Origin of the sequence: Streptomyces sp. SCPE 10 (assembly GCF_051980735.1) — a bacterium.
Classification (GTDB): Bacteria; Actinomycetota; Actinomycetes; order Streptomycetales; family Streptomycetaceae; genus Streptomyces; species Streptomyces misionensis.
Window position 1 is genome coordinate 683,504 of sequence record NZ_CP197069.1, and the last position, 23,015, is coordinate 706,518.

A 23,015-nucleotide genomic window follows, 5' to 3' on the forward strand; every position below is an offset into this window, starting at 1 on the left:
AGGCGGGCGCGTGTGCCCGCGCCGGGCGCGTTGCCGTTCACAGTCGCTCCGCCAGTCGGTCGAGCAGGGGCAGGACGTCGTGCAGGGCCTGCCGTTCTCGCGGGGTGAACCCCTCCAGGGCGTGGGCGAGGCGGCCGACGGACTCGGAGCGGCGCTGCTCCAGCACGGTCCTGCCCTCCTCCGTGATCGCGACGACGACCCGGCGCCGATCGGCCGTGTCGGGCGTACGGCTCACCCAGCCGCGCCGTTCGAGCCCGGCGAGGGTGCCGGCCATCGCCTGGGGCCGCACCCGTTCCGCCTCGGCGAGCGAGCCCGGCGAGTCGGGGCCGCCGCCCGACAGCCTGGCCAGCACCGACACCTCGGACAGGGAGATGTCGCCCACCGCGTGCGCCTGGCGCAGCCGGCGCACGATCCGGCCCATGGCCAGCCGGAGGGCTCCGGCGAGCGCGGGCGTGTCCCGGCCCCGGTCGGCGGCCGTCCCGCCCCCGTCCACCGCATCGCTCATGTCTGCCACATCCATGATTAGTAACAGTAGGTTTATCAGTCTGGACTGTTCAACCAAGGGCGGGTAATCGGTTTGAGGGGCGTCGCAGGGGCAAACCGAACAGCGAACGGACATCACGACACGTTGGGATGTGAGACCGCGATGGCTGGCGACCAGAAGGCGAAGGGCAAGGCGGAGCAGGCCAAGGGCAAGGCCAAGGAGGCTGTGGGCCGCGCCGTCGGCAACGAGCGGATGGAGGCCGAGGGCCGCGCGGAAGGCGCGCGCGGGGACGCCCGGCAGGCCAAGGAGAAGGCCAAGGACACCTTCAAACACTGAGGACCCGGTGGGTGTCGGACACGGCGCCGGTCCGTACGACCGATTCGCGGCGGGTCCCGGGAATCCTCCGAAGCGGATTCCCGGGACCCGCCGCCGTGTGCGCGGACCGCTCCACCAGGGGTTCGTGCGCAACCGGAGGAATCCCGGTGGCCGTCCCCTTGATCGACGGGCCAGCGGGTAGCCGGAAGAGGACGGCACGTTTCTTCACAAACGTCGGAAGGGACCCCGAATCCCGGAGGGAAAAGGGCGACGAGGTATGGACATCCCGGTGAGGACGCAGGCGAGGACACAGGACGCGCGCTACCGCCGCGACTGGGCGAGCGGCATGTGCAGCAGCGCGGACGCGCGTGCCGCCGTGACCGCCCTGCTGGGCAGGGCACACCCGGTCCCGGCGCCGCGCTCGGTACAGGACGCGCAGCTCGTGGTGAGTGAACTGGTGACCAACGCGGCCAAGCACGCGCCGGGGCCCTGCGCCCTCGGCCTGGATCTGCTGCCCGGCGCCCGCGCGCTGCGCGTCTCGGTGACGGACACCTCCCGCGAACCGCCACGCACGCGTCCACCCGACCCCGCACGCGTCGGAGGCCACGGTCTGCACCTGGTGACCATGCTCGCGCGCGACCTGGAGGTGACGATGCTGCCCGAGGGCAAGCGGGTCACCGTGATCGTGCCGCTCGTCCGCGAGGACGGTTCCTGAGCCTCACGGCCGCGGCAGCGGCTTCCTCCCGGGCCGCTCCCGACCGCCGTCGGCCGCCGCCCGGTCCGGCGCCGCCGGGTCCCCGGCACATCGCGGGGTACGACCGGACTCGCGCACCCGGCCGGTGAGCGCCGCCCGGGCGGCCCGGTCCAGGGCGTCGCCCCAGCGCTCCGGCCGGAAGACCGGCTCGCAGCACACCGAGACCTCCGCCAAGTGGCGTGCCCCGGCCCGGCGGCCCCCGCAGCGCCGTGCCGCCGTCGTTTCGGGCGCGCGGAGCGAGGGCACCCGTGCCACGCTCGAAGGGGGCACGCAACGTGCACGACCCAGCACCGGCGGAAGGCGAGCGACGAGTGGCGGCGTCCGAGGAACGGCCCCCGGGAACGGGGCGAGCGTCTGGTGCGCTCGCTCGACCGGCGGCTTCCCGTGTCGGCCTCCGGCGAGGAGTTCCTGCTCAAGGCGTTCCCAGAGCACTGGTCGTTCCTGCTGGGCGAGTCGGCGCCGTTCAGCCCGCTGGTGTCGTACTTCGTCCTCGGCGGCCGGTTCCCGGGGCGCGCCGTCATCCCCCGGCTGTACCTGGCGCACGTCCTGCTGGTGCCGGGGCTGCTGCCGGTGCTGGTCGGGGTGCACCTGACGTACGTGGTGGTGCACAAGCGCACCCGGTGGGCGCGGCCCGGCCGCAGCACCCGGAACGCACTTCGGCCACGCGGTGGGAGGAGCGGCGCCGGGCGAGGAGTCGTGAGCGAGTCGTGAGCGAGGAGGCACTCCATGAGCGACGGCCCTGACGTCCATGGAAACCAGTGGTTCGGCCCGCAGCCGGACGTGGCCGGGGCGGCCGGCTATCCGGACGCCCCGCCGAGGATGGGGTTCTTCACCGACACCTCGGTGTGCATCGGCTGCAAGGCCTGCGAGGTGGCCTGCAAGGAGTGGAACGCGGTCCCGGAGGACGGCCTGGAACTGACCGGCATGTCCTACGACAACACGCAGGGCCTGGGCGCCGACACCTGGCGGCACGTGGCCTTCATCGAGCAGCGCAAGCCGTTCGGCGGGCAGGAGCCCGGGGTCGTCCACGAGGACGCCGATGTGTTCGAGGCGGCGGCCCGGCTCGGCACCGACGCCGCTTCACCCGGCCCCGGCGCCACCGCTCCCCCGCCCGGGCAGGCCCCCGAGGGCGCGCCCGCCGGGCGGATCTCCCCCCTCTCCCCCGACGGCCGCACCGAGCTGCGCTGGCTGATGGCCTCCGACGTGTGCAAGCACTGCACGCACGCGGCCTGTCTGGACGTGTGTCCCACCGGGGCGCTGTTCCGCACCGAGTTCGGCACGGTCGTCGTCCAGGAGGACATCTGCAACGGCTGCGGGTACTGCGTGCCGGCCTGTCCGTACGGCGTCATCGACCAGCGCAAGGACGACGGCCGGGTGTGGAAGTGCACCCTGTGCTACGACCGGCTGGGCGCGGGCATGGAACCCGCCTGCGCCAAGGCCTGTCCGACGGACTCCATCCAGTTCGGGCCGCTGGACGAACTGCGGGAGCGGGCACAGGGCCGGGTGGCGCAGCTGCACGCGGCCGGGGTCACCGACGCCCGCCTGTACGGGGAGAGTCCGGACGACGGGGTCGGCGGCGACGGCGCGTTCTTCCTGCTGCTGGACGAGCCCGAGGTGTACGGCCTGCCCCCGGACCCCGTGGTCACCACCCGGGATCTGCCGGACATGTGGCGGCACGCGGCGCTGGCGGCGGTGACGCTGGTGGGGCTCGCGGTGGGCGGTTTCGCGGGCGGTTTTGGACGGAGGTCACGGTGAGGTCCGTCGGTGCCGCGAGGAGCGTGCGGTGAACCGCGCCGGTTCTGCGAGGAGCGTGCGATGAGCGAGAGGGATGTCACCCGGGGCGGCGAGAAGGGCTCACGGCCCGGCCGGGAGGCGCCGACCGGCGCGTACGCGGGGCGCAGGCGGCGTCGGCGCGGGCGGGGCGAACAGCCGATGGTGCCGGACGCGTCGTTCTCGTCGTACTACGGCAAGCCCGTGCTGAACAAGCCGACGTGGAAGGCGCTGGACATCGCCGGGTACCTGTACCTCGGCGGGCTGGCCGGGGCGTCCTCGCTGCTGGCGGCGGGGGCCCACGTCACCGGGCGGCCGGGGCTCGCGGCTCCGGCGAAGATCGGCGCGGCCGGCGCGATCTCCCTCTCGCTCGCCGCCCTGGTGCACGATCTGGGCCGGCCGGCCCGCTTCCTGAACATGCTGCGCGTCTTCAAACCGACCTCGCCGATGAGCGTGGGCTCCTGGCTGCTGATGGGGTACGCGCCGCTGACCATGGCCGCCGCGGCCATCGAAGTGGCGGGCCGCTACCGGCTGTTGGGGGCTGCCGCGGCGGACCTGGCGGACCGTCTGCGGCCGGTGGGCTCGGCCGCCACCGCGGCGGCGGCCGTCCTCGGCCCCGGTGTGGCGACGTACACGGCGGTGCTGATCGCGGACACCGCGGTGCCGTCCTGGCACGAGGGCTACCGTGAACTGCCGTTCGTCTTCGCGGGTTCGGCCGCGACCGCCGCGTCCGGCCTCGGCCTGGTCACCGCCCCGACCGCGCAGGCCGGTCCGGCCCGCCGGACGGCGGTGCTCGGCGCCGCGCTGGAGCTGGGCGCGTTCCGACTGATGAAGCGCCGCATGGGCCTGACCGCCGAGCCCTTCGACCAGGGCAGGCCGCGGGCGCTGCTGCGCGCGGCGGAGGCGCTGACCGCGGGCGGTGCGGCCCTCGCCCTGCTCTGCGCCCGCGTACCCGACCGCCGGCTCGCCCTCGCCGCGGGCACCGCCCTGCTCACCGGCTCGGCGGCGCTGCGCTTCGGCGTCTTCCAGGCGGGGGTGGCGTCGGCGGAGGACCCCCGGTACACGGTGGTGCCACAGCGGGAGAGGCTGGCGGCGAAGGGCGGCTGAGCGGCTACCCGCCGTCCACCAGCGCGGCCACCAGGCGTCTCATCGCGGGCCGCGGGTCGGGGGCGCCGGGCCAGCCGGTCATCAGCAGATGGTGGGCGGTGCCGACGATCGCGAGGGCCGCGGTGCCCGGATCGACGGTCTCCGCCACCCGGCCGAGCCCCTGCTCGGCCGTCAGATAGCCGGTCACGGCCTCCTGGATCGCGGCGAAGCCCGGCGCCCCGCCCTCCAGGGCCGCGCGGACGCGCGCCAGGGCGGCGGGGCGGGCCATCGCCAGGCCCGACAGGGCGGGGCCGCCGGAATCGAACAGGGCGAGGACGACGGAGCCGAGGTTCCCCGCCACCGTGCCCTGCCCGGCGAGTCCCGACAGCGCCCGCGCCCGCGCCGCCGTCCGCGCGAACCGGTCGAGGCAGAGCTCGGCGACGAACTCGTCGAACCCGGCGAAGTGGGCGTGCAGCAGCCCCTTGGCGCAGCCCGCCTCGGTGGTGACGGAACGGCTGGTGAGGGCGCCTGGGCCGGCCCGTTCCACGACACGCTCGGCGGCCGCGAACAGCCGCTCGCGCACGTCCGGCGTCGCAACTCCACGCGGTGCCATGGCCCTGCCCTCCGTCCTCGCGCCAACGACCCGGATGGTAACGGGGATTGTCAGTATGGGCGTGTGCCCATACTGTTTGGGCAAGCGCCCATTCTCCGTCGCGCACAGGAGGCCGCCGTGCCGCACATCGTCAACTCCCAGCAGGAAAAGGCGTGGAACGGTCCGGAGGGCGCTCACTGGGCGCGCCACCAGGACCGCTGGAACGCCGTGAACGAAGGCTTCGACGCACCGCTGCTCGACGCCGCCGCGATCGCCTCGACCCACCGGGTGCTCGACCTCGGCTGCGGCTCCGGGCAGACCACCCGGCTCGCCGCGCTCCGCGCCCCCGGGGGCGGCGCGCTGGGCCTCGACCTGTCCGGCCCGATGCTGGCCGAGGCGCGGGCCCGCGCGCGGCGGGAGGGAGTCGCCAACGTCTCCTTCGTCCAGGGCGACGCGCAGGTCCACCCCTTCGAGCCGGGCGTCTTCGACGCGGCGATCAGCCGTTACGGGGTGATGTTCTTCGCCGACCCGGTGGCGGCCTTCCGCAACATCGGCCGGGCGCTGCGCCCCGGCGGGCGCCTGGCGTTCGTCTGCCCGGCCGACGTCTCGCTCAGCGGCGGGGCGGCGGCGCTGGCCTCGCTGGCCGACGTGCTGCCGCTCGGCGGCTTCGGCGCTCCGGGGCTGCCCGGCATGTTCTCCCTGGCCGACCCGGACCGCGTCCGCGCCGTCCTCACCGCGGCCGGTTTCACCGAGGTGGCCGCGGGCCGGGTGCGGGCGTACGAGACCTGGGGGCACGGAGCCGAGGACGCCGCGGAGTTCATGCTCGGCACGGGCCCCGGCCGCCATCTGATGGCACAGGTCGGCGCGGCGCAACAGGATCGCGCCCGCCGCGCCCTGACGGACCGGCTGCGCGCCCACGAGGCGGACGACGGCACGGTCCGGCTGCCCGGCACGTCCTGGCTGGTCACGGCGGAGCGCCCGGCGGACGCCAGGTGAGCGGACGGTCGGCCGGCTCCGGCAGGGAGGCGGCCGTCACATCGGCCGGCCGGTGGGTGGCGGGGTACGGCCGCGGCGTCCGGCACCGCCACGCGGTGCGCGGTCCCGCGCGGGACGCGCCGTCCACGTCCCAGGTGTGCACGGCGATCGGCAGGGCCGCGGACGCGGGGACGGCGAGCGGGCAGGGCGTGCGCGTACCTCTCGGGGGCCGGTTTCCAGCGGGCGGGGCGGTCTGCTCCGACACCGCGGATGCGCACCCGCCGGGGCCCGTCCGCCCGCTCCGCGGGAGTACGCCCGGCACGCCGTTTGCCCCCGGCGGGCCGGGGTACTTCAGCGCCGCAGGAGATGCCGAAGCGGCGGCGCCGCGGGAGAATCGGGACACGAGTGGGAGGAGTGGCCGTGGGCGTGCGTACCTGGATCGACTCGTGGCCGGTGTACCGCCAGCTCACCGGGACGGACCCGCTGGGCCGGGGCGCCGCCGCCAAGAGCGGCCGCAGCGAGCGGCTCACGCCCCGGGTGGCCTCAGCCGACCGGGTGGTCAAGTCGGTCTGCCCGTACTGCGCGGTGGGCTGCGGCCAGAACGTGTACGTCCAGGACGAGAAGGTCACCCAGATCGAGGGCGACCCCGACTCCCCCGTGTCGCGCGGCCGGTTGTGCCCCAAGGGCTCGGCGAGCCTCCAGCTGACCACCGGCGAGGCCCGCCGCCACGAGGTGCTCTACCGGCGCCCGCACGGCACCGAGTGGGAGCGCCTCGACCTCGACACCGCGATGGACATGATCGCCGACCGGGTGATCGCGGCCCGCCGGGCGGGCTGGGAGTGGGAGGTCGACCAGACCCGCACCCGGCGCACGCTGGGCTTCGCGAGCCTTGGCGGGGCCACCCTGGACAACGAAGAGAACTACCTGATCAAGAAGTTGTTCACGGCGCTCGGCGCGATCCAGATCGAGAACCAGGCGCGCGTTTGACACTCCTCCACCGTTCCCAGTCTGGGAACCTCGTTCGGACGCGGCGGCGCGACCACCTTCCAGCAGGACCTGCAGAACTCGGACTGCATCGTCATCGAGGGCTCGAACATGGCCGAGTGCCATCCGGTCGGGTTCCAGTGGGTGATGGAGGCCAAGGCGCGGGGCGCGAAGGTGATCCACGTCGACCCGCGGTTCACCCGCACCAGCGCGCTCGCCGATCTGCACGTGCCGCTGCGCGCGGGCTCGGACATCGCGTTCCTCGGCGGGATCGTCCGGTACGTGCTGGAGCACGACAAGTACTTCCGCGACTACATCCTGGCGTACACCAACGCGCCGGTGATCCTGCGGGAGGACTTCTGTGACACCGAGGACCTGTCCGGCGTCTTCTCCGGCCTGAACAGCGAGAACCGCTCGTACGACAACTCCAGCTGGCAGTACGAGGGCACCGAGGTGCAGGCCCCCTCGGGCGAACGCGACCAGGAGTACGACAAGCGCACCGGTGGCGGCGCGTCGGTGACCGAGGCGGCGCGCGGCGAGGCGCACGGCGCCGGCGGCGCGGTGATCGGCGAGGGCGAGCCCGAGCGGGACGAGACGCTGACGCATCCGCGCTGTGTCTTCCAGGTGCTCAAGCGGCACTTCTCCCGCTACACCCCGGAGATGGTGGAGCAGGTGTGCGGGGTGCCGCAGGACCTGTTCCGGCAGGTGTGCGAACTGGTCACGGAGAACTCCGGCCGGGACCGGACGACGGCCTTCGCCTACGCGGTGGGCTGGACACAGCACACGGTGGGCGTGCAGTACATCCGCACGGCCTGCATCCTGCAACTGCTGCTGGGCAACATCGGCCGACCGGGCGGCGGCATCCTCGCGCTGCGCGGACACGCCTCCATCCAGGGGTCGACGGACATCCCGACCCTGTTCAACCTGCTGCCCGGCTACATCCCGATGCCGCACGCGCACCAGAACCAGGACCTGGACGCCTTCGTCGAGGCGGAGGCGGCGCACAAGGGCTACTGGGGCAACATGCGCTCGTACCTGGTGAGCCTGCTCAAGGCGTACTGGGGCGACAAGGCGACGGCGCAGAACGACTTCTGCTTCGACTACCTGCCGCGGCTGACCGGTTCGCACTCGACGTACGAGACGACGATGGCGCAGCTGGAGGGCGTCTGCAAGGGCTACTTCCTGCTGGGCGAGAACCCGGCGGTGGGCAACGCCAACTCCAAGCTGATGCGGCTCGGCATGGCCAACCTGGACTGGCTGGTGGTGCGCGACTTCTCGCTGATCGAGTCGGCGACCTGGTGGCAGGACGGGCCGGAGATCGAGACCGGGGAGATGCGCACGGAGGACATCCGTACCGAGGTGTTCTTCCTGCCGGCCGCGGCGCACACCGAGAAGGACGGCAGCTTCACCAACACCCAGCGGCTGCTCCAGTGGCACCACCAGGCGATCGAGCCGCCCGGCGAGTCGCGCAGCGATCTGTGGTTCACGTTCCATCTGGGGCGGATCATCCGGGAGAAGCTCGCCGGGTCGACCGACGAGATGGACCGGCCGGTGCTGGACCTCGCCTGGGACTACCCGACGAAGGGCCCGCTGGCCGAACCCGACGCGGAGGCCGTGCTCGCGGAGATCAACGGTTACGACGCCGAGGGCAAGCCGCTCTCCTCGTACGAGCAGCTGAAGCCGGACGGCTCGACCACCTGCGGCTGCTGGATCTACTGCGGGGTGCGCGCCGACGGCGTCAACCAGGCCGCCCGCCGCAAGCCCGGCCGGGAGCAGGACTGGGTGGCCGCCGAGTGGGCGTGGGCGTGGCCCGCCAACCGCCGGGTGCTGTACAACCGCGCCTCCGCCGACCCCGAGGGCAGGCCGTGGAGCGAGCGCAAGGCGCTGGTGTGGTGGGACGCGGACAAGGGCGAGTGGGCCGGGCACGACGTGCCCGACTTCAAGAAGGACAAGGCGCCGGACTACGAGCCGGACCAGGAGGCGACCGGGCCCGCGGCGCTGACCGGCCGGGACGCGTTCATCATGCAGGCCGACGGCAAGGCGTGGCTGTACGTGCCGTCCGGGCTCACGGACGGGCCGCTGCCCACGCACTACGAGCCGCAGGACTCGCCGTTCCCGAACCTGCTCTACGACCAGCAGCGCAACCCGGTGCGGCAGCTGATGCCGGCGGTGCCGGACAACCGCTACCAGCCGAGCGGTGACGAGCGCGGCTCGCAGGTCTACCCGTACGTGGCGACGACCTACCGGCTCACCGAGCACCACACGGCGGGCGGCATGTCCCGCTGGCAGCCGTATCTGGCCGAGCTGCAACCGGCGTTCTTCTGCGAGGTCTCCCCGGAGCTGGCCGCCGAGCGGAACCTGGAGCACACCGGCTGGGCGACGATCGTCAGCGCCCGCGGGGTGATCGAGGCGCGGGTGCTGGTGACCGACCGGATGGCCCCGCTGACCGTGCACGGCCGGCGGCTGCACCAGGTGGGGCTGCCCTACCACTGGGGCCCCAACGGCTACACCACCGGCGACGCGGCGAACGAGCTGCTGCACCTCTCCCTGGACCCCAACACCCATATCCAGGAGGCCAAAGCGATCGCGGTGGACATCCGCCCGGGGCGCCGGCCGCGCGGCCCGGCCTCGTTGGAGCTGGTGCGGGCGTACCGGGCCCGGGCGGGCATCGACGAGCACACGGGCACGGAGCCGTAGTCCGCGGGCGGAGCAGGAGTCTCTAGGCCGTGTCCGTAAAGTGGTGGGCTCGTTGGTCTGTTCGTGGTGCGTCGTCATGAGCTGACTGATGAGTCGTGGGCGGTGATCGAGCCGTTGCTGGCTCCGTCGCGGATGGGCAGGCCGGTGCGGGACCGCCGTCAGGTGGTGAACGGGATTCTGTGGAAGCTGTCCACGGGTGCGGCCTGGCGGGACCTGCCCGAGCGGTACGGGCCGTGGAAGACGGTCTACGAGCGCTTCCGCCGCTGGTCGGCCGACGGAACCTGGGACCGGCTCCTGGCCCACGTCCAGCAGCACTCGGATGCCGTCGGCACGGTCGACTGGACCATCGTGTGCGTCGACTCCACCACCGTGCGGGCCCACCAGCACGCGGCCGGGGCCCGAAAAGGGGGCCCTGGCCGGGCGAGGCGATCGGCCGGTCCCGCGGCGGGCTGACCACGAAGATCCACCTCGCCTGCGACGGCCAGGGCCGGCCCCTCGCCTTCACGGTCACGGCCGGGAACGTCAACGACTGCACCCAGTTCGAGCAGGTCATGGCCCGCATCCGCGTCCAGCGGTGCGGTCCCGGCCGGCCCAGGACCCGGCCCGAGCGGGTCGCCGCCGACAAGGGCTACTCGTCCGCGAAGATCCGCTCCTACCTCCGCCGCCGAGGCATCAAGGCCGTGATCCCCGAACGGATCGACCAGATCAACGGCCGCCTCCGCCGCGGCGAGAGCCTCTGCCGACTCGACCGGGCCGCCTACCGGCGCCGCAACGTCGTCGAGCGCTGCTTCAACAAGCTCAAACACCACAAGGCCCTGGCCACCCGCTACGACAAACGCGCCCGCCACTACCAGGCCATGGTCACCATCGCCTGCCTCCTGCTCTGGCTGCCCTGACTTTACGGACACGACCTAGCGGGCTCTCGCACGGGCGCGGAGCTGTTCGGTCAGCTGCTCGAGTTCGGCCGCCATGGCAGGCGAGGGGTCGTTGAGTCCGCTGTGCACGGCCGTCGGGCTCTTCAGGAAGCGCCGGAGCACGGCCACGAGAAGCCCTCGCGGCAGAGCCCGCAACGCGGCGAACGCGCGAGGTACCGGCGGCGTCCCCATCGCGGCGAGGTTCTGCCGCATGAGGTGGAGCGTGCCGCAGACCGCGTCCGGGTCGTCGGCCAGCGCCACCGGGCCGCCCGCCGCGTGTACCGCCTGTCCGAGCGGCACCTCGAATGCGGCGTGCGTCCTGAGCCAGGCGTCCATCCGCAGCTCGGCCTTGGCGTTGATCCCGGCAGTACGGAACGTCTCCACGATCCGTTCCAGTCGCGGGGTGGTGCGGCCGTCGGGTTCGCCGATCGGCATCGCGACCCGACGGGTGATGAAACCGCTCTTGCGGTAGCGGATCAGGTCGCCGTCCATCGTGCCGCCCGTCATGGGGAAGCCGAGCAGCACCCGTTCGTGGCCGATCACCGCGCCCAGCGTTTCCGGGCCGGCTGCCCAGTTGAGCAGGAACAGCACATCACCTTGGACGCCGGCGAGCGATTCCAGCACCGCGTCCACCTGGTGGGCGCGGACGAAGACGGTGATCAGGTCGTACTCGCTGCCCGGGTGCTCGATCACCGGTACCGGTACCCGCCTGGCAGCTGGGCTGTCTCCCTCGGCGAGTTGCACGCCGTGCCGGCGCAGAGCGGTCAGGCGCCCACCCCGGGCGAGGAGCGAGACGTCGTGGCCGGCCTCATGCATGCGGGCGGCGAACAGGCTGCCGCAAACCCCGGCACCGTACACGAGCAGCTTCATGGCAGCCTTCTTTCATACGTTCGATTAAATCATACGTTCGTTTTATTCAAACATATGTAGAGTCCTTTGTGTGGCGACCTCAGACACCCGCACCCAGCTCCTCGACGCGGCCGAGCACCTCTTCGCCGAGCACGGATACCGCGGCACCTCGGTCCGCGCGATCACCAAACTCGCCGGAGCGAACCTGGCCGCCGTCGGCTACCACTTCGGGTCGAAGGCGGAGCTGATGGCCGCGGTCGCCCGCCGCGTGATCGAGCCCATCAACGCGGCCCAGTGCGCAGGGCTCGACAAATTGCTCGCCCGGACCCCCGACCCATTGGTCAGCGAACTGGTGGAGGCATTCGCGGGGCCGCTGTTCGACGAGATGTCGGCCGGCGACGAGGGCGGCGCCCGGACGTCCCGGCTGATCATGACGATCCTCAGCGACCCGGCCGAGGAGGCGCGCAGCTGGACCGGCCCGGACGAGGACACGGTCCGCGAGCGCTACCTCGCAGCCTTCGCGCGCGTACTGCCCGGCCTTTCCCCGGAGGAGCTGCGGTTCCGGCTACGGGGAATCCTTGCCGTGGCGGCCGTCGACCGCCTCGAGGTCCACCAGCAGCCCTCTCCAGGCTGCACGACCCCGGTAGCGGGCGAGGCGGCCCGGCGATGGGCGATCACGTTCCTGACGGCAGCGATGAGTGCGCCACCGACCCGGACCTGACGACCCGAGACAGACGCCGGCGGCGCGGGTCAGGCGGCGTTCACCCTGTGGACGAGGGCAGTGAGGCACTGGTCGGCGGCGTTCTTGTTCCGCATCCAGCTCAGGACCCCGGACGGCGCGTCACGTCACAACAGGGCAAACGTTCACTGCCACGGCACTAGCGGAGCACGACGGTGTGGGAGCCGCGCGGCACCAGTTCCCCCACCACCGGCGCTCCGGGGACCTCCCCGGCGACCAGCAGTCCGCCGGAGGTCTGGGCGTCGGCGAGCAGCAGCCGGGTGTCGGCGTCCGTGGTGCCGAACTCGGTGTGCGGGGCGACCCATTCGAGGTTGCGCCGGGTGCCGCCGCTGACGAAGCCGTCGCGGACGGCCTCGCGGGCACCGTCCAGATACGGCACGGCGGCGGTGTCGACCACGGCGGTCACTCCGGAGGCCTTGGCGAGCTTGTGCAGATGGCCGAGGAAGCCGAAGCCCGTGACATCGGTGGCGCAGGTGGCCCCGGCGGCCAGCGCGGCCTCGGACGCCTCCCGGTTCAGCGCCGTCATGGTGGCGACGGCCTGCTCGAACCGCTCGCCGGTGACCTTGTGCCGGTTGTTGAGCACGCCGAGGCCGAGCGGCTTGGTCAGGGACAGCGGGGTCCCGGGCCGGCCGGTGTCGTTGCGCAGCAGCCGTTCCGGGTCGGCGATGCCGGTGACGGCCATGCCGTACTTGGGTTCCGGATCGTCCACGCTGTGTCCGCCTCCGACGTGGCAGCCGGCCTCGGTGGCGATGTCGAGCCCGCCGCGCAGCACCTCGCGGGCCAGGTCGAAGGGGAGCCGGTCGCGCGGCCAGGCCAGCAGGTTGACGGCGAGCACCGGACGGCCGCCCATGGCGTACACGTCGGACAGCGCGTTGGCGGCGGCGATGCGCCCCCAGTCGTAGGGGTCGTCCACCACCGGGGTGAAGAAGTCGGCCGTGCACACCATGGCCGTGTCCGGCCGGCCGGGCAGGGTGACCACGGCCGCGTCGTCGCCGGTGGACAGGCCGACCAGCAGCGGGGTGTCGCCGCCGGCAAGCCGCGGCACGGTCAGCCCGCTGACCACGTCCTCCAGCTCACCGGGTGGGATCTTGCAGGCGCAGCCGCCACCGTGGGCGAACTGCGTGAGTCGGACGGTCGCTTGGCGGGTCGGTGTCATTCCGGTCTCCTGGGGCACTAGCCTGACGAGCGGTGGAGGCGTGTGGGTGCCTGGTGGCCCTCCCGGTCTTCAAAACCGAGGTGTCCGAGGATCTCGGGCAGGCGGGTTCGATTCCCGTCCGCCTCCGCTCCTACCTGTACCGATCGCCGTCGGGGCCAAACGCCGCGGTCGGTCGGCCGCCCTCGGCCGCAGGTCCGGTCCGGCAGCGTCTGCGCTGGTCGTCGACGCGTTCCGTAAGGCCCCGGGTGTCCAGGAACTCCAGCAGCGGTACGGCCACCCGGCGGGTGGTGTCGAGCGCGCGGCGGGCCTCGCTGAGGGTGAAGGGCTGAGGCAGGGTGCGCAGGACGGCGGCGGCCTCGGTGTCCGCGCCGGGCAGCAGGACGATCCCGTCGGCGATGCGCAGCAGGGCCCCGGCGGTGACAGCGGCGGCCAGCGTCCTGCGGTGCAGGCCGAGTTCTTCGAGCCGCCCGGCCTCGGGCGCGCGGAACGGCGTCCGGGCCAGGTCGCGGCGTACGGCGTCCACGGCGGCGCGGACGGGGGCGGGCAGGCCGGGCGTGTCGGGGCCGTACAGGCGGCCGTTGTCGACGCGGAGCCGGGGGGACGCCTCGGCCAGCGCGTCGACGAGAGCCCGGTCGGGCAGGCCGAGGAGTCGGCGGGCGGCCTCGGTGGGCAGGCCGGGGTCCAGGGGGTGGGCGTGGGCGTGCCGGTCGGTCTCGGCGGCCAGCCGGGCACGCAGTCCGTCCCAGTACGTCTCGTCGGCCAGCCAGTCGCCGATGACGGGGGCGGCGGGGGCCGGGGCACCCATCGCGGCCAGGTCGGCGCGGCGGATCAGTTTGCGGCGGCGCAGTTCGGCGGCGCCGTCCGGCCGGCCGGTCAGGGCGGCCAGTTCGGCGGCGCGGGCGCGCCCCGCGCCGCGCCGGGCGAGCCGCGGCGGCCGTACGTCGAGGACGGTGACCCCGCACGGGACCCGGCCGCCGCCGGGCTCGCGCAGCACCGCGCGGTCACCGATGCGCAGGGGCAGGCTCCGGCCGAGGGTGAGCCGGGCGGTGTCCTCCCCGAGGGGGCGCAGGGTCACCGGGACGGCGGCGGTCCCGATGTGCAGGGTGGCCTGGCGGGGCAGTTCGGCCACCGGCTCGCCGCCCACCCGGACGTCGATCACCTCGGTGGTGAGCCAGCGCTCGGGGGTGAGCAGCACCTGCCCCCGGCGCAGCCCCGCGTCCCCCTGGCCGTGCACGTTGACCGCGACGCGGGCGACCCCGCTCACGGACTCGCGGTTCTCGTGCAGGCTCTGGAGTCCGCGCACCCGCAGCACCGCCGAGCCGTCGCCGGTCACCAGCCGGTCGCCGACGCGCAGGGTGCCCGCGCCGAGCGTGCCGGTGACCACGGTGCCGTGGCCGCGCACGGTGAACGCCCGGTCCAGCCACAGCCGTACGTCGGCCTCGGGATCGGGGTCGGGCAACTCCGCTGTCATCCGGGCGAGTTCGGCGCGCAGTTCGTCGAGTCCCGCGCCGGTGACGGAACTCACGGCGACCGAGGCGACCTTGCCGAGGGAGGTCTCGGCCAGGCGTGCCATGGCATCCACGCGCACCGGTTCGGGGTCGGCGAGGTCGCTGCGGGTCACCGCGAGGACGGCGTGCCGGACGCCGAGCGCGTCGAGGACGGCCAGGTGCTCCTGGGACTGGGGCTGCCAGCCCTGGTCGGCGGCGACCACGAACAGCACGGCGGGCACGGGTCCGGCGCCGGCGAGCATGGTCGGCACGAAGCGCTCGTGCCCGGGCACGTCCACGAAGGCGAGGTGGTCGCCGTCCGGTCCGAGCCGTGTCCACACGAAGCCGAGGTCGAGGGTGAGGCCCCGGCGGCGCTCCTCCTCGTACCGGTCGGGCTCCATCCCGGTCAGGGCCCTCACCAGGGCGGACTTGCCGTGGTCGACATGGCCGGCGGTGGCGAGGACGCGCATCACGCCTGCCTCCCTTCGGTGCCCGCCGAGCGCACGGCCCGGGCGAGCCGCTCGTCGTCCGCGGGCGGCACCGCCCGCAGGTCCAGCAGGCAGCGGCCGGCCTCCAGGCGTCCGACGACCGGGAGCCGCCCGGTGCGCAGCGCGGCGGCGTACGGCTCGGGCAGGGAGAGCGCCGCGCTGGGCAGCTCGACGCCGGGCGCTCCTCCCCCGCCGACCGTGGCGGTGCTGTCCACGGCCCGTACGTCGATGCCGTGGGCGCCGAGTTCGGCGGCGAGCCGGTCGGCGCGGGCCCGCAGCCCGGCGGGGTCGGCGGTCAGCGCGCGGGCGGTCGGGGTGGGCGGTCCGCTCAGGGTGGCCTCCAGCGCGGCCAGGGTCAGCTTGTCCACGCGCAGGGCGCGGGCCAGCGGATGCCGGGCGAGGGTGCGCACGAGGTCCCGGTCGCCGAGCAGCAGTCCGCACTGGGGGCCGCCGAGCAGTTTGTCGCCGCTCGCGGTGACGAGGGCGGCGCCCGCCCGCAGCTGGGTGGCGGCGTCGGGTTCCTCGGGCAGTGCCGGATGGGGGGTGAGCAGTCCGGAGCCGATGTCCACGACCACGGGGACGCCGAGGCCGGTGAGTTCGCCGACCTCGGCCGCGCGGGTGAAGCCGGTGATGCGGAAGTTGGAGGGGTGCACCTTCAGCACGAACCCGGTGCCGGGGCCGATGGCGTCGGCGTAGTCGGCGGCGGTCGTCCGGTTGGTGGTCCCCACCTCGCGGAGCCGGGCGCCGGTGGAGACGAGCAGGTCGGGCAGGCGGAAGCCGTCGCCGATCTCCACCATCTCGCCCCGGCTGACGACGATCTCCTTGCCGACCGCGAGCGCGGTGGCGGCCAGTACGAGGGCGGCGGCGCCGTTGTTGACGACATGGACGTCCCCGGCGGCCGGCACCCTCTCCCGCAGCGCGGCCAGCGCGGAGCGGCCCCGGCGGGCCCGTACCCCGGTGGCCAGGTCGAGCTCCACGTCGGTGGGCCCGGCGGCCTCCGTCATCGCCTGCCGGGCGGCGTCCGACAGCGGGGCCCGCCCGAGGTTGGTGTGCAGCAGCACGCCGGTCGCGTTGATCACCGGCCGCAGTCCGCTCGCGGTGCCGGGCAGCAGGCCGAGCACGGTCTCCGGCACTCGTTCCGGCGGCACCCGCCCGTCCCGGGCCCACTGCTGCGCCTCGCGCACGGCGGCCTTCACCACGGCCTGCCCGAGCCGCTCCACGGCGGCGGCCAGCCGGGGGTCACGCAGGAGGACGTCGGTACGGGGCACCCGTCGACGGACGTCCCCGCCGTCCTGGCCGTCACCGGAGCCGCCCGCCCGGTGCGCCCCGCCGACGGCCCGCGCGCCCGTCACGGCACCGAGCCCACGGCGCGGGTCCTCCGCTTCGGCGGCCTCGGCCTTCGCGGCCGTCGCCCCGGCAGCGGCGCCGTCGACGCCCGCCGCAGCGGCAGCCGCATCTTCGTCCTTCGGGTCCCCCGCTTCGACCGCCTCCGCTCTCGCCGTCGTCGCCCCGGCGGTCTCGGGGTCGCCGGCCGCGGTCCTCGCGGCCTCGCCACGCGCGCGGCTCGCTCCGGTCGCCTCGCCGCTCGCAGCCGCCACCGCGGCCGACGCGGCCTTCGCGCGCGCGGTCCCCGCGGCCTCGGCTGCCTCACCCCTCAGGCCCGCCGCCTCGGCGGACCCGGGCCGCTCGGTCGTGGCCCCCGCGGCCGCGCCGCTCACTCCCGCCACCCCGGCAGACTCGGCCCTTCCGGCCGTGACTCCCTGAGCCTCCCTGGTCACCGCCGCCTCGTCGGCCGTCGCTGCCCGCGCGCACCCCGCGTCCGCCGCGCGCGGTGTCACCCGCTGTTCCATGCCGCCCTTTCCCTCCGGTCCGGCCCTCGCCCTCGCCGACGGGCTCCGGCCATCGTCTCCCAGTGCCCCCGGCGGGCCGTTCGACACGCCGGGCGGCGGACGTTGCGGCGGCCGGGGGTGCGGGTACCCGGCGCCGTATGAGCGAACGCAATGACCACCGCCACGACCGACCCGACCAGCGGGACGTGAACCGCCGGCACGAGGAAGAGCGCCGGCACGCCGCCGAGGAGGCCGGCGACTCGCCGACGCCGACCCCCACCCCGCGCGATGTCGCGGAACGCAGCGCCAGGGGCCGCGGCGCCCCGCGGCAAGACACCCATGGCGAGGGGCCCGGACACCGGTGACCGTCCCCGCCGCCTCATCGCCGTGACCGGTCGCCGCCGTCGCCGCCCGCTTCGTCGGCGCCGGGGCGCGGCCTGGGCGCGGGGACGTCGCCCGCCGTCAGGTTTTCGAGCACCTCCACCAGTTCCTGGCAGGCGAGTTCCACCGAGCGCCGGGTGTTGCGCTGTTCGGTGATCAGGGCGGACATCAGCAGCGCGGTGAGCGCCATCGCGCCGTTGAACGCCTGGAGCTTGGCCATGACCTCGATCGCGCTCAGGCCCTCGAACGCCCCGCGGGCTTCCGTGGCCGCGAGGGCGGCGAGCACGGACGTGAACAGCGCGCACAGCACGCTGCCCGCGAGCTGGAAGCGCAGGGCTGCCCAGATGATCAGCGGATACACGAGGAACAGCAGGCTGAGCGAGCTGTAGACGGCCACCGGGACGAGCAGGCAGGCGATGGCGGCGAGCGCGGTCGCCTCCTTCCACCGCGCGAAGGACGGGGGCAGGCGCGCCCCGCGCAGCAACAGCAGCAGCGGGGTGACCAGCAGCACCCCCACCGCGTCGCCCACCCACCAGGCGAGCCACACGGGCCAGAACGCCTGCGCGGCCAGTTTTCCGGTGAGGACGAGCATGCCGACGCCGACGGTCGCGCTGATCGCCATGGCGCCCAGCGCGCCGAGGAACACCAGGGCGAGGCCGTCGCGGAAGCGGCTGAGGTCCATGCGGAAGCGGGCCAGGTGCAGCAGGATCGCCGCGCACACGGGGGCGGCGGTGTTGCCGAAGAGGATGCCGACCAGATCGGGTCCGGGCGGCGCGAGGCTCAGGATGATGGCGAGGGCGCCGAGTGTGATGCCGGGCCAGCAGCCGATGCCGAGGATCAGCAGGGCGGCGACGGCGACGCCGGTCGGCGGGTAGATCGGGGTGACGACGGCACTCTCCACGGACAGCTCGCGCAGCAGCCCGAGCCGCCCGGCGCCGTAGTAGCAGGCCGCGACGGCCAGTACCCGGACGGCATAGCCGCCCGGCCGGCGCAGTTCCGCGATACCCACCACAGCAGCCATCTCACACCGGCCGGCGCGGGTCGGCGAGGCGAGAGCGGGCGCGTCCGCCCCTCCGGCTGAAGTCCGGGACGTCGTCACAGCCGCGGTCCTGGCCCGTCGAGGCCCACGACGAGTACGGCGGCGTCGTCCTCGTGCCCCACGCTTTCGGCGCCCTTGATCACGGCGGCGGCCAGCGCCTGGCTCTCCAGACCGGCGACCGCGGCTATGCCCGCGAGACGCACCACCTGGTCGAGGCCGTCCTCGACGGCCAGGGAGGGCCCCTCCACCACACCGTCGGTGAGCAGCACGCACAGCCCGCCCGTGGTCAGCCGGTGCCGGGCCACCGGGTACTCCACGCCCCGCTGGATGCCGAGCGGCGGCCCGCCCTCGTCGTCGACGACGCCGGACTTTCCGTCCGCCGTGGCCCACACGAAGGGGATGTGCCCGGCCCGGGCACTCTCCAGCACCCCCGTGGCGGGATCGACCCGCACGAAGGTGCAGGTGGCGAAGAGTTCGCTGCCGAGGGAGAGGAGCAGGTCATTGGTGCGGGCGAGCAGCTCTCCCGGCTCGCCGGTGGCGAACGCGAGGGCACGCAGCCCGGCGCGGACCTGGCCCATGAAGGCGGCGGCCTCGATGTTGTGCCCCTGCACGTCACCGATGGACAGCCCGATCCGCCCGTCGGGCAGCGGGAAGGCGTCGTACCAGTCGCCGCCCACGTTGAGGCCGTGGCAGGCGGGCGCGTACCGGACCGCGAGGTGCAGCCCGGGGGCGCTCGGCAGGTCCCGGGGCAGCATCCCCCGCTGGAGGGCGATGGCCAGTTCGACCTGGGTGCGCTGGAGTTCCGCGCGCTCGCGCGCCTGGGCGGTGAGCGAACCGAGCCTGGCCAGCAGCTCGTCGCCGTCGTCGGTGGAGCGCTTGCGGGGCATCGACTCACTTCCGGCGGGAGGTGACCTCGGCGGACGCCCTCCTTGGATATCGGCCAAACGCCTAAATTTTACTCAAATCACACGAACTCGGCGCGCGCCGGAGGGATCGGCCGGGACCGCCTCAGTCGGCGTCCGAGTCGATGCCGGTGATCACCGCGGGCCCCAGTGGTGCGCTGCTCTCGTCCAGGCCGGCGCCGCGCAGCGCGGAGTCCGCGAGCCGGCGGGCCTCCTCCTCGGCGTGCGGGCCGGTGTCGGCCTCGACGGACAGCCGGAGGGTGAAGGTGTTGTCCTCGTTGACGTTGAGCACGTCCAGGTCCTCGCTGCTGCCCATCCTGGTGCCGTGCGGGTCGGCCGGGCGCAGTGCCCTGGTCAGGCGGGTGCGGGTGTCCGCCCCGATCCCGGTGGTGAACGTGCCGGGGACGCTGATCAGGTAGGTCGTCATGACGGTCCTTTCCTCGGGCGTCTGCTCGACTACCCCGTTTCCCGCCCTTCGCACGGCGGTTCCGTCCGGGCCGGCTCCTCACGGACTCCTCACCCACGTCACCGGCGTCACCGAGGTCACCGAGGTCACCGGCGTCACCGGTTCACAGCGGGGAGTGCGCCACCGCCGTCACATAGGCGCCGAACGTCAGGGACACCAGGGTCAGGGCGCCGTAGACGAGCACCGCCTGGGCGGGGCGCACCCGCCAGGTCCGGGCGAGGGCGCGGGCCATGGGGACGAGGAGGGGGAAGGCGGGCAGCAGGAAGCGCGGCTTGGAGGAGAAGGAGCCGGAGCTCGCCACCACGAGCAGGATCAGGATCCCGGCGAAGGCCACCAGCACCAGCGGGGCGCGGTCCAGGCACAGCAGTGCGAACAGCAGCACCCCGGCCGCGACGACGAGCAGGGCGACGGTGTAGACGACACCGCCGCCGTGCAGCAGCAGCGCCTTGACGAAGCGGGCCGAGCCGACGCCGAAGTCGAAGCGGGAGGCCCAGGCGCTCTGCACCGTGACGTAGCCGCCGAACAGATCGCCGACCTGGGTGCCCACCCACAGCACATAGCCGAGGAAGCCCAGCGGGGCGAGGACGGCGCCGGCCCACAGGCGCCAGGTCACCCGGCCGCGCCGGCGCCACGCCTCGTACCCGGCGGCGAGCACCACGGCACCGGCCACCGCGAAGCCGCTGGGCCGGGCGAGGCCGGCGAGCGCGGCCAGTGCCCCGGCCCACAGCCAGCGGCCCTTGAGCACGCAGTACAGCGACCAGACGGCGAGTGCCGCGAACAGCGACTCGGTGTAGGCGATGGTCAGTTCGACGGCGTGCGGCATGACGGCCCACAGGCCGACCAGCGCGGTGGCGACGCCCCGGCCGTAGAGCAGGTGGCCGACGGCGTAGACGCCGTACGCGGCCACCCCGGCCGCGAGCCAGGCGACGAGCAGCGCGGCCTGGCCGGGGGTGAGCGGCAGGACGGTGCCGAGCGCCCTGATCAGCGCCGGGTAGAGCGGGAAGAACGCCCAGTCGGTCTGGACGGCGCCCTGCGAGGTGAGCCAGATCTTGTGGCCGTACCCCTCGGCGGCGATGTGCAGGTACCAGCGCGAGTCCCAGGAGTGGGCCAGCGTCCTCAGCAGCGGGCGCCCGCGCAGGGCGTTGGTCAGGACCACCGCGAGGATCCCGGTGAGCCGGACGGCCGCGAACAGGGCGAGGGCCGGCACCGCCCCCTCCGGGGTCCCGCGCCGGGCGATCCGGGGCAGGTCGAAGGGGCCGGCGAGGTGGGACGGCGCGGCCGGTTCGGGCCGGGGAACGGAGGAGGTGCTCACTCTGCTGACCTTGGGCACGCCGGGTAAGACGTGCAATTCACGACTCGGGTTTCTTACGCACTTCCACCCTGAATCAGGAATTAGGCAAGCAATGGGTGTAAATCCCTTACTCCCGCAGGTCGTCGCCGCTTCGGCCACCCCCGTGCGGGCCCGTCCGGGGCCCCCAGTAGGGTGTGATTACCATATGAGCGCTGCCTAGCTCGAAAGATAGATGTTGTGACTGTCAACGACGACTCGTTCACCAACTGGAAGAACCGCGAGGAGATCGCGGAGTCGATGATCCCGCTCATCGGGAAGCTGCACCGCGAGCGGGACGTCACCGTCCTGCTGCACAGCCGCTCCCTGGTGAACAAGTCGGTGGTCAGCATCCTCAAGACGCACCGCTTCGCCCGGCAGATCGCCGGCGCGGAGCTGTCCGTCACCGAGACCATGCCCTTCCTCAAGGCCCTGACCACCCTGGATCTCGGGCCCTCCCAGATCGATCTCGGCATGCTCGCCACGACGTACAAGGCCGACGAACGCGGCCTGAGCGTCGAGGAGTTCACCGCGGAGGCGGTCGCCGGGGCCACCGGCGCCAACAAGATCGACCGGCGTGAGCCGCGCGATGTCGTGCTCTACGGCTTCGGTCGCATCGGCCGGCTCGTCGCCCGCCTGCTGATCGAGAAGGCCGGCTCCGGCAACGGGCTGCGCCTGCGGGCCGTCGTGGTGCGCGGCGGCGGCGCCCAGGACATCGTCAAGCGCGCCTCGCTGCTGCGCCGCGACTCCATCCACGGCCAGTTCCAGGGCACCATCACGGTGGACGAGGACAGCAGCACGATCGTCGCCAACGGCAACGCCATCAAGGTGATCTACGCCGACGACCCCTCGTCCGTGGACTACACGCAGTACGGCATCCGGGACGCCATCCTCATCGACAACACGGGCAAGTGGCGCGACCGCGAGGGCCTGTCCAAGCACCTGCGCCCGGGCATCGACAAGGTCGTACTGACCGCGCCCGGCAAGGGCGACGTCCCGAACATCGTGCACGGCGTCAACCACGACACGATCAAGCCGGACGAGCAGATCCTGTCCTGCGCCTCCTGCACCACCAACGCGATCGTCCCGCCGCTGAAGGCCATGGACGACGAGTACGGCGTGCTGCGCGGGCACGTGGAGACGGTGCACTCGTTCACCAATGACCAGAACCTGCTGGACAATTACCACAAGGCCGAGCGCCGTGGCCGCTCCGCGCCGCTCAACATGGTGATCACCGAGACCGGTGCCGCCTCCGCCGTGGCGAAGGCGCTGCCCGACCTCAAGGCGAAGATCTCCGGCAGCTCGATCCGCGTCCCGGTGCCGGACGTCTCCATCGCGATCCTCAACCTCCAGCTGTCCCGCGAGACCACCCGCGAGGAGGTCCACGACTACCTGCGCGAGGTGTCGCTGACCTCGCCGCTCAAGCGCCAGATCGACTTCACCACGGCGCCGGACGCGGTCTCCAGCGACTTCATCGGCTCGCGCCACGCCTCGATCGTGGACGCCGGCGCACTAAAGGTCGACGGGGACAACGCGATCCTCTACCTGTGGTACGACAACGAGTTCGGCTACTCGTGCCAGGTGGTCCGGGTCGTGCAGTACGTGTCGGGCGTGGAGTACCCGACGTACCCGGCCACGGCGGTCTGACGCCTGGCCCACGGCTCCCAGCGGCCGCCGACCGGAGTTCCGGTCGGCGGCCGTTCGCGTTCTCCATGACGGTACCGGAATTTGCCTAAAGGCTTTAGGAAGCCGCATAATCTCTTTCGGAAACAGGGAGGAAT

General features: G+C 73.4%; 21 protein-coding genes, 1 tRNA gene and 1 pseudogene. 12 read left to right on the forward strand and 11 right to left on the reverse strand.

What is annotated here, in order from left to right; genetic code table 11:
• Positions 1-37: 37 nt before the first annotated feature.
• Entirely contained in the window at positions 38-520 is a 483-nt protein-coding gene (locus ACSP97_RS03225; protein ID WP_355151284.1) for a MarR family winged helix-turn-helix transcriptional regulator, read from the reverse strand.
• A gap of 126 nt (positions 521-646) precedes the next feature.
• Between ACSP97_RS03225 and ACSP97_RS03230 the strand changes: the two genes are divergently transcribed.
• The gene (locus ACSP97_RS03230) at positions 647-820 is read left to right on the forward strand and encodes a CsbD family protein (protein WP_070024756.1); all 174 of its coding nucleotides are present in this window, start codon (positions 647-649) and stop codon (positions 818-820) included.
• A 256-nt stretch (positions 821-1,076) separates the two neighbouring features.
• Positions 1,077-1,514, forward strand: a complete 438-nt coding sequence (locus ACSP97_RS03235) for an ATP-binding protein (RefSeq protein WP_440556268.1) — start codon at positions 1,077-1,079, stop codon at positions 1,512-1,514.
• A 3-nt stretch (positions 1,515-1,517) separates the two neighbouring features.
• Here ACSP97_RS03235 and ACSP97_RS03240 read toward each other — a convergent pair whose 3' ends face one another.
• Positions 1,518-1,799 (reverse strand): hypothetical protein, encoded by a 282-nt coding sequence (locus tag ACSP97_RS03240; RefSeq protein ID WP_440556269.1) that lies wholly within the window; start codon positions 1,797-1,799, stop codon positions 1,518-1,520.
• Positions 1,800-1,910: 111 nt separating this feature from the next.
• Here ACSP97_RS03240 and ACSP97_RS03245 point away from each other — a divergent pair, with 111 nt between their 5' ends.
• Genes ACSP97_RS03245 through nrfD form a run of 3 tightly spaced genes read left to right on the forward strand, consistent with a single transcriptional unit; the run spans position 1,911 to position 4,430 of the window.
• The gene (locus ACSP97_RS03245) at positions 1,911-2,264 is read left to right on the forward strand and encodes a cytochrome b N-terminal domain-containing protein (RefSeq protein ID WP_440556270.1); all 354 of its coding nucleotides are present in this window, start codon (positions 1,911-1,913) and stop codon (positions 2,262-2,264) included.
• 15 nt (positions 2,265-2,279) lie between these two features.
• Positions 2,280-3,308, forward strand: a complete 1,029-nt coding sequence (locus ACSP97_RS03250) for a 4Fe-4S dicluster domain-containing protein (RefSeq protein WP_364725607.1) — start codon at positions 2,280-2,282, stop codon at positions 3,306-3,308.
• Positions 3,309-3,368: 60 nt separating this feature from the next.
• Entirely contained in the window at positions 3,369-4,430 is a 1,062-nt protein-coding gene (gene nrfD, locus ACSP97_RS03255) for an NrfD/PsrC family molybdoenzyme membrane anchor subunit (RefSeq protein WP_440556271.1), read from the forward strand.
• Positions 4,431-4,434: 4 nt separating this feature from the next.
• Here nrfD and ACSP97_RS03260 read toward each other — a convergent pair whose 3' ends face one another.
• Positions 4,435-5,022 (reverse strand): TetR/AcrR family transcriptional regulator, encoded by a 588-nt coding sequence (locus tag ACSP97_RS03260; protein ID WP_440556272.1) that lies wholly within the window; start codon positions 5,020-5,022, stop codon positions 4,435-4,437.
• Between the two features lie 117 nt (positions 5,023-5,139).
• Here ACSP97_RS03260 and ACSP97_RS03265 point away from each other — a divergent pair, with 117 nt between their 5' ends.
• The 3 genes and pseudogenes from ACSP97_RS03265 (at position 5,140) to ACSP97_RS03275 (ending at position 10,553) form a co-directional block, all read left to right on the forward strand.
• Positions 5,140-5,997 (forward strand): class I SAM-dependent methyltransferase, encoded by an 858-nt coding sequence (locus ACSP97_RS03265; RefSeq protein WP_358272918.1) that lies wholly within the window; start codon positions 5,140-5,142, stop codon positions 5,995-5,997.
• A gap of 399 nt (positions 5,998-6,396) precedes the next feature.
• Positions 6,397-9,657: a formate dehydrogenase gene (gene fdh, locus ACSP97_RS03270; RefSeq protein WP_440556273.1), complete on the forward strand. Its 3,261-nt coding sequence runs from the start codon at positions 6,397-6,399 to the stop codon at positions 9,655-9,657.
• A 132-nt stretch (positions 9,658-9,789) separates the two neighbouring features.
• Positions 9,790-10,553: pseudogene (locus ACSP97_RS03275) on the forward strand (IS5 family transposase).
• Positions 10,554-10,568: 15 nt separating this feature from the next.
• Here the strand turns inward: ACSP97_RS03275 and ACSP97_RS03280 are convergent.
• Complete coding sequence (locus tag ACSP97_RS03280; protein WP_440556274.1) at positions 10,569-11,441, reverse strand: ketopantoate reductase family protein; 873 nt, start codon at positions 11,439-11,441, stop codon at positions 10,569-10,571.
• Between the two features lie 70 nt (positions 11,442-11,511).
• Between ACSP97_RS03280 and ACSP97_RS03285 the strand changes: the two genes are divergently transcribed.
• On the forward strand, positions 11,512-12,141 hold the full coding sequence (locus ACSP97_RS03285; RefSeq protein ID WP_355531023.1) for a TetR/AcrR family transcriptional regulator: 630 nt from the start codon (positions 11,512-11,514) through the stop codon (positions 12,139-12,141).
• Positions 12,142-12,298: 157 nt separating this feature from the next.
• Here the strand turns inward: ACSP97_RS03285 and selD are convergent, their stop codons facing one another.
• The gene (selD, locus tag ACSP97_RS03290) at positions 12,299-13,315 is read right to left on the reverse strand and encodes a selenide, water dikinase SelD (protein WP_440556275.1); all 1,017 of its coding nucleotides are present in this window, start codon (positions 13,313-13,315) and stop codon (positions 12,299-12,301) included.
• Positions 13,316-13,349: 34 nt separating this feature from the next.
• Here selD and ACSP97_RS03295 point away from each other — a divergent pair.
• Positions 13,350-13,442: transfer RNA gene (locus tag ACSP97_RS03295), tRNA-Sec, on the forward strand.
• A gap of 3 nt (positions 13,443-13,445) precedes the next feature.
• On the opposite strand, the gene ACSP97_RS03300 is transcribed toward ACSP97_RS03295, so the two are convergent.
• Both ACSP97_RS03300 and selA read right to left on the reverse strand, forming a co-directional pair.
• Positions 13,446-15,272 carry a SelB domain-containing protein gene (locus tag ACSP97_RS03300; RefSeq protein WP_440558545.1) on the reverse strand — a complete coding sequence of 609 codons (1,827 nt, stop codon included), beginning with the start codon at positions 15,270-15,272 and terminating at the stop codon, positions 13,446-13,448.
• On the reverse strand, positions 15,272-16,558 hold the full coding sequence (gene selA / locus ACSP97_RS03305) for an L-seryl-tRNA(Sec) selenium transferase (RefSeq protein WP_440558546.1): 1,287 nt from the start codon (positions 16,556-16,558) through the stop codon (positions 15,272-15,274). The genes ACSP97_RS03300 and selA overlap by 1 nt, the downstream gene beginning before the upstream one ends.
• Before the next feature lie 719 nt (positions 16,559-17,277).
• Between selA and ACSP97_RS03310 the strand changes: the two genes are divergently transcribed.
• Positions 17,278-17,484: a hypothetical protein gene (locus ACSP97_RS03310; RefSeq protein ID WP_355151267.1), complete on the forward strand. Its 207-nt coding sequence runs from the start codon at positions 17,278-17,280 to the stop codon at positions 17,482-17,484.
• A 14-nt stretch (positions 17,485-17,498) separates the two neighbouring features.
• On the opposite strand, the gene ACSP97_RS03315 is transcribed toward ACSP97_RS03310, so the two are convergent.
• From ACSP97_RS03315 to ACSP97_RS03330, 4 genes are all read right to left on the reverse strand, one after another.
• Positions 17,499-18,521 (reverse strand): MASE1 domain-containing protein, encoded by a 1,023-nt coding sequence (locus ACSP97_RS03315; protein ID WP_355531021.1) that lies wholly within the window; start codon positions 18,519-18,521, stop codon positions 17,499-17,501.
• Positions 18,522-18,595: 74 nt separating this feature from the next.
• Positions 18,596-19,426: a PP2C family protein-serine/threonine phosphatase gene (locus ACSP97_RS03320; protein WP_355151263.1), complete on the reverse strand. Its 831-nt coding sequence runs from the start codon at positions 19,424-19,426 to the stop codon at positions 18,596-18,598.
• A 121-nt stretch (positions 19,427-19,547) separates the two neighbouring features.
• Positions 19,548-19,868 (reverse strand): hypothetical protein, encoded by a 321-nt coding sequence (locus tag ACSP97_RS03325; RefSeq protein ID WP_355151261.1) that lies wholly within the window; start codon positions 19,866-19,868, stop codon positions 19,548-19,550.
• Positions 19,869-20,010: 142 nt separating this feature from the next.
• Positions 20,011-21,219 carry a hypothetical protein gene (locus tag ACSP97_RS03330; RefSeq protein WP_391869352.1) on the reverse strand — a complete coding sequence of 403 codons (1,209 nt, stop codon included), beginning with the start codon at positions 21,217-21,219 and terminating at the stop codon, positions 20,011-20,013.
• Between the two features lie 216 nt (positions 21,220-21,435).
• Between ACSP97_RS03330 and ACSP97_RS03335 the strand changes: the two genes are divergently transcribed.
• On the forward strand, positions 21,436-22,881 hold the full coding sequence (locus tag ACSP97_RS03335; RefSeq protein ID WP_440556276.1) for a glyceraldehyde-3-phosphate dehydrogenase: 1,446 nt from the start codon (positions 21,436-21,438) through the stop codon (positions 22,879-22,881).
• Positions 22,882-23,015 lie beyond the last annotated feature (134 nt).

What these genes read in the sequence shown, in the direction of transcription:
- ACSP97_RS03225 (WP_355151284.1), bottom strand. Translation starts at nt 520, where the DNA reads ATGGATGTGGCAGACATGAGCGATGCGGTGGACGGGGGCGGGACGGCC.
- ACSP97_RS03230 (WP_070024756.1), top strand. Translation starts at nt 647, where the DNA reads ATGGCTGGCGACCAGAAGGCGAAGGGCAAGGCGGAGCAGGCCAAGGGC.
- ACSP97_RS03235 (WP_440556268.1), top strand. Translation starts at nt 1,077, where the DNA reads ATGGACATCCCGGTGAGGACGCAGGCGAGGACACAGGACGCGCGCTAC.
- ACSP97_RS03250 (WP_364725607.1), top strand. Translation starts at nt 2,280, where the DNA reads ATGAGCGACGGCCCTGACGTCCATGGAAACCAGTGGTTCGGCCCGCAG.
- nrfD (WP_440556271.1), top strand. Translation starts at nt 3,369, where the DNA reads ATGAGCGAGAGGGATGTCACCCGGGGCGGCGAGAAGGGCTCACGGCCC.
- ACSP97_RS03260 (WP_440556272.1), bottom strand. Translation starts at nt 5,022, where the DNA reads ATGGCACCGCGTGGAGTTGCGACGCCGGACGTGCGCGAGCGGCTGTTC.
- ACSP97_RS03280 (WP_440556274.1), bottom strand. Translation starts at nt 11,441, where the DNA reads ATGAAGCTGCTCGTGTACGGTGCCGGGGTTTGCGGCAGCCTGTTCGCC.
- selD (WP_440556275.1), bottom strand. Translation starts at nt 13,315, where the DNA reads ATGACACCGACCCGCCAAGCGACCGTCCGACTCACGCAGTTCGCCCAC.
- ACSP97_RS03300 (WP_440558545.1), bottom strand. Translation starts at nt 15,272, where the DNA reads ATGCGCGTCCTCGCCACCGCCGGCCATGTCGACCACGGCAAGTCCGCC.
- ACSP97_RS03310 (WP_355151267.1), top strand. Translation starts at nt 17,278, where the DNA reads ATGAGCGAACGCAATGACCACCGCCACGACCGACCCGACCAGCGGGAC.
- ACSP97_RS03315 (WP_355531021.1), bottom strand. Translation starts at nt 18,521, where the DNA reads ATGGCTGCTGTGGTGGGTATCGCGGAACTGCGCCGGCCGGGCGGCTAT.
- ACSP97_RS03320 (WP_355151263.1), bottom strand. Translation starts at nt 19,426, where the DNA reads ATGCCCCGCAAGCGCTCCACCGACGACGGCGACGAGCTGCTGGCCAGG.
- ACSP97_RS03325 (WP_355151261.1), bottom strand. Translation starts at nt 19,868, where the DNA reads ATGACGACCTACCTGATCAGCGTCCCCGGCACGTTCACCACCGGGATC.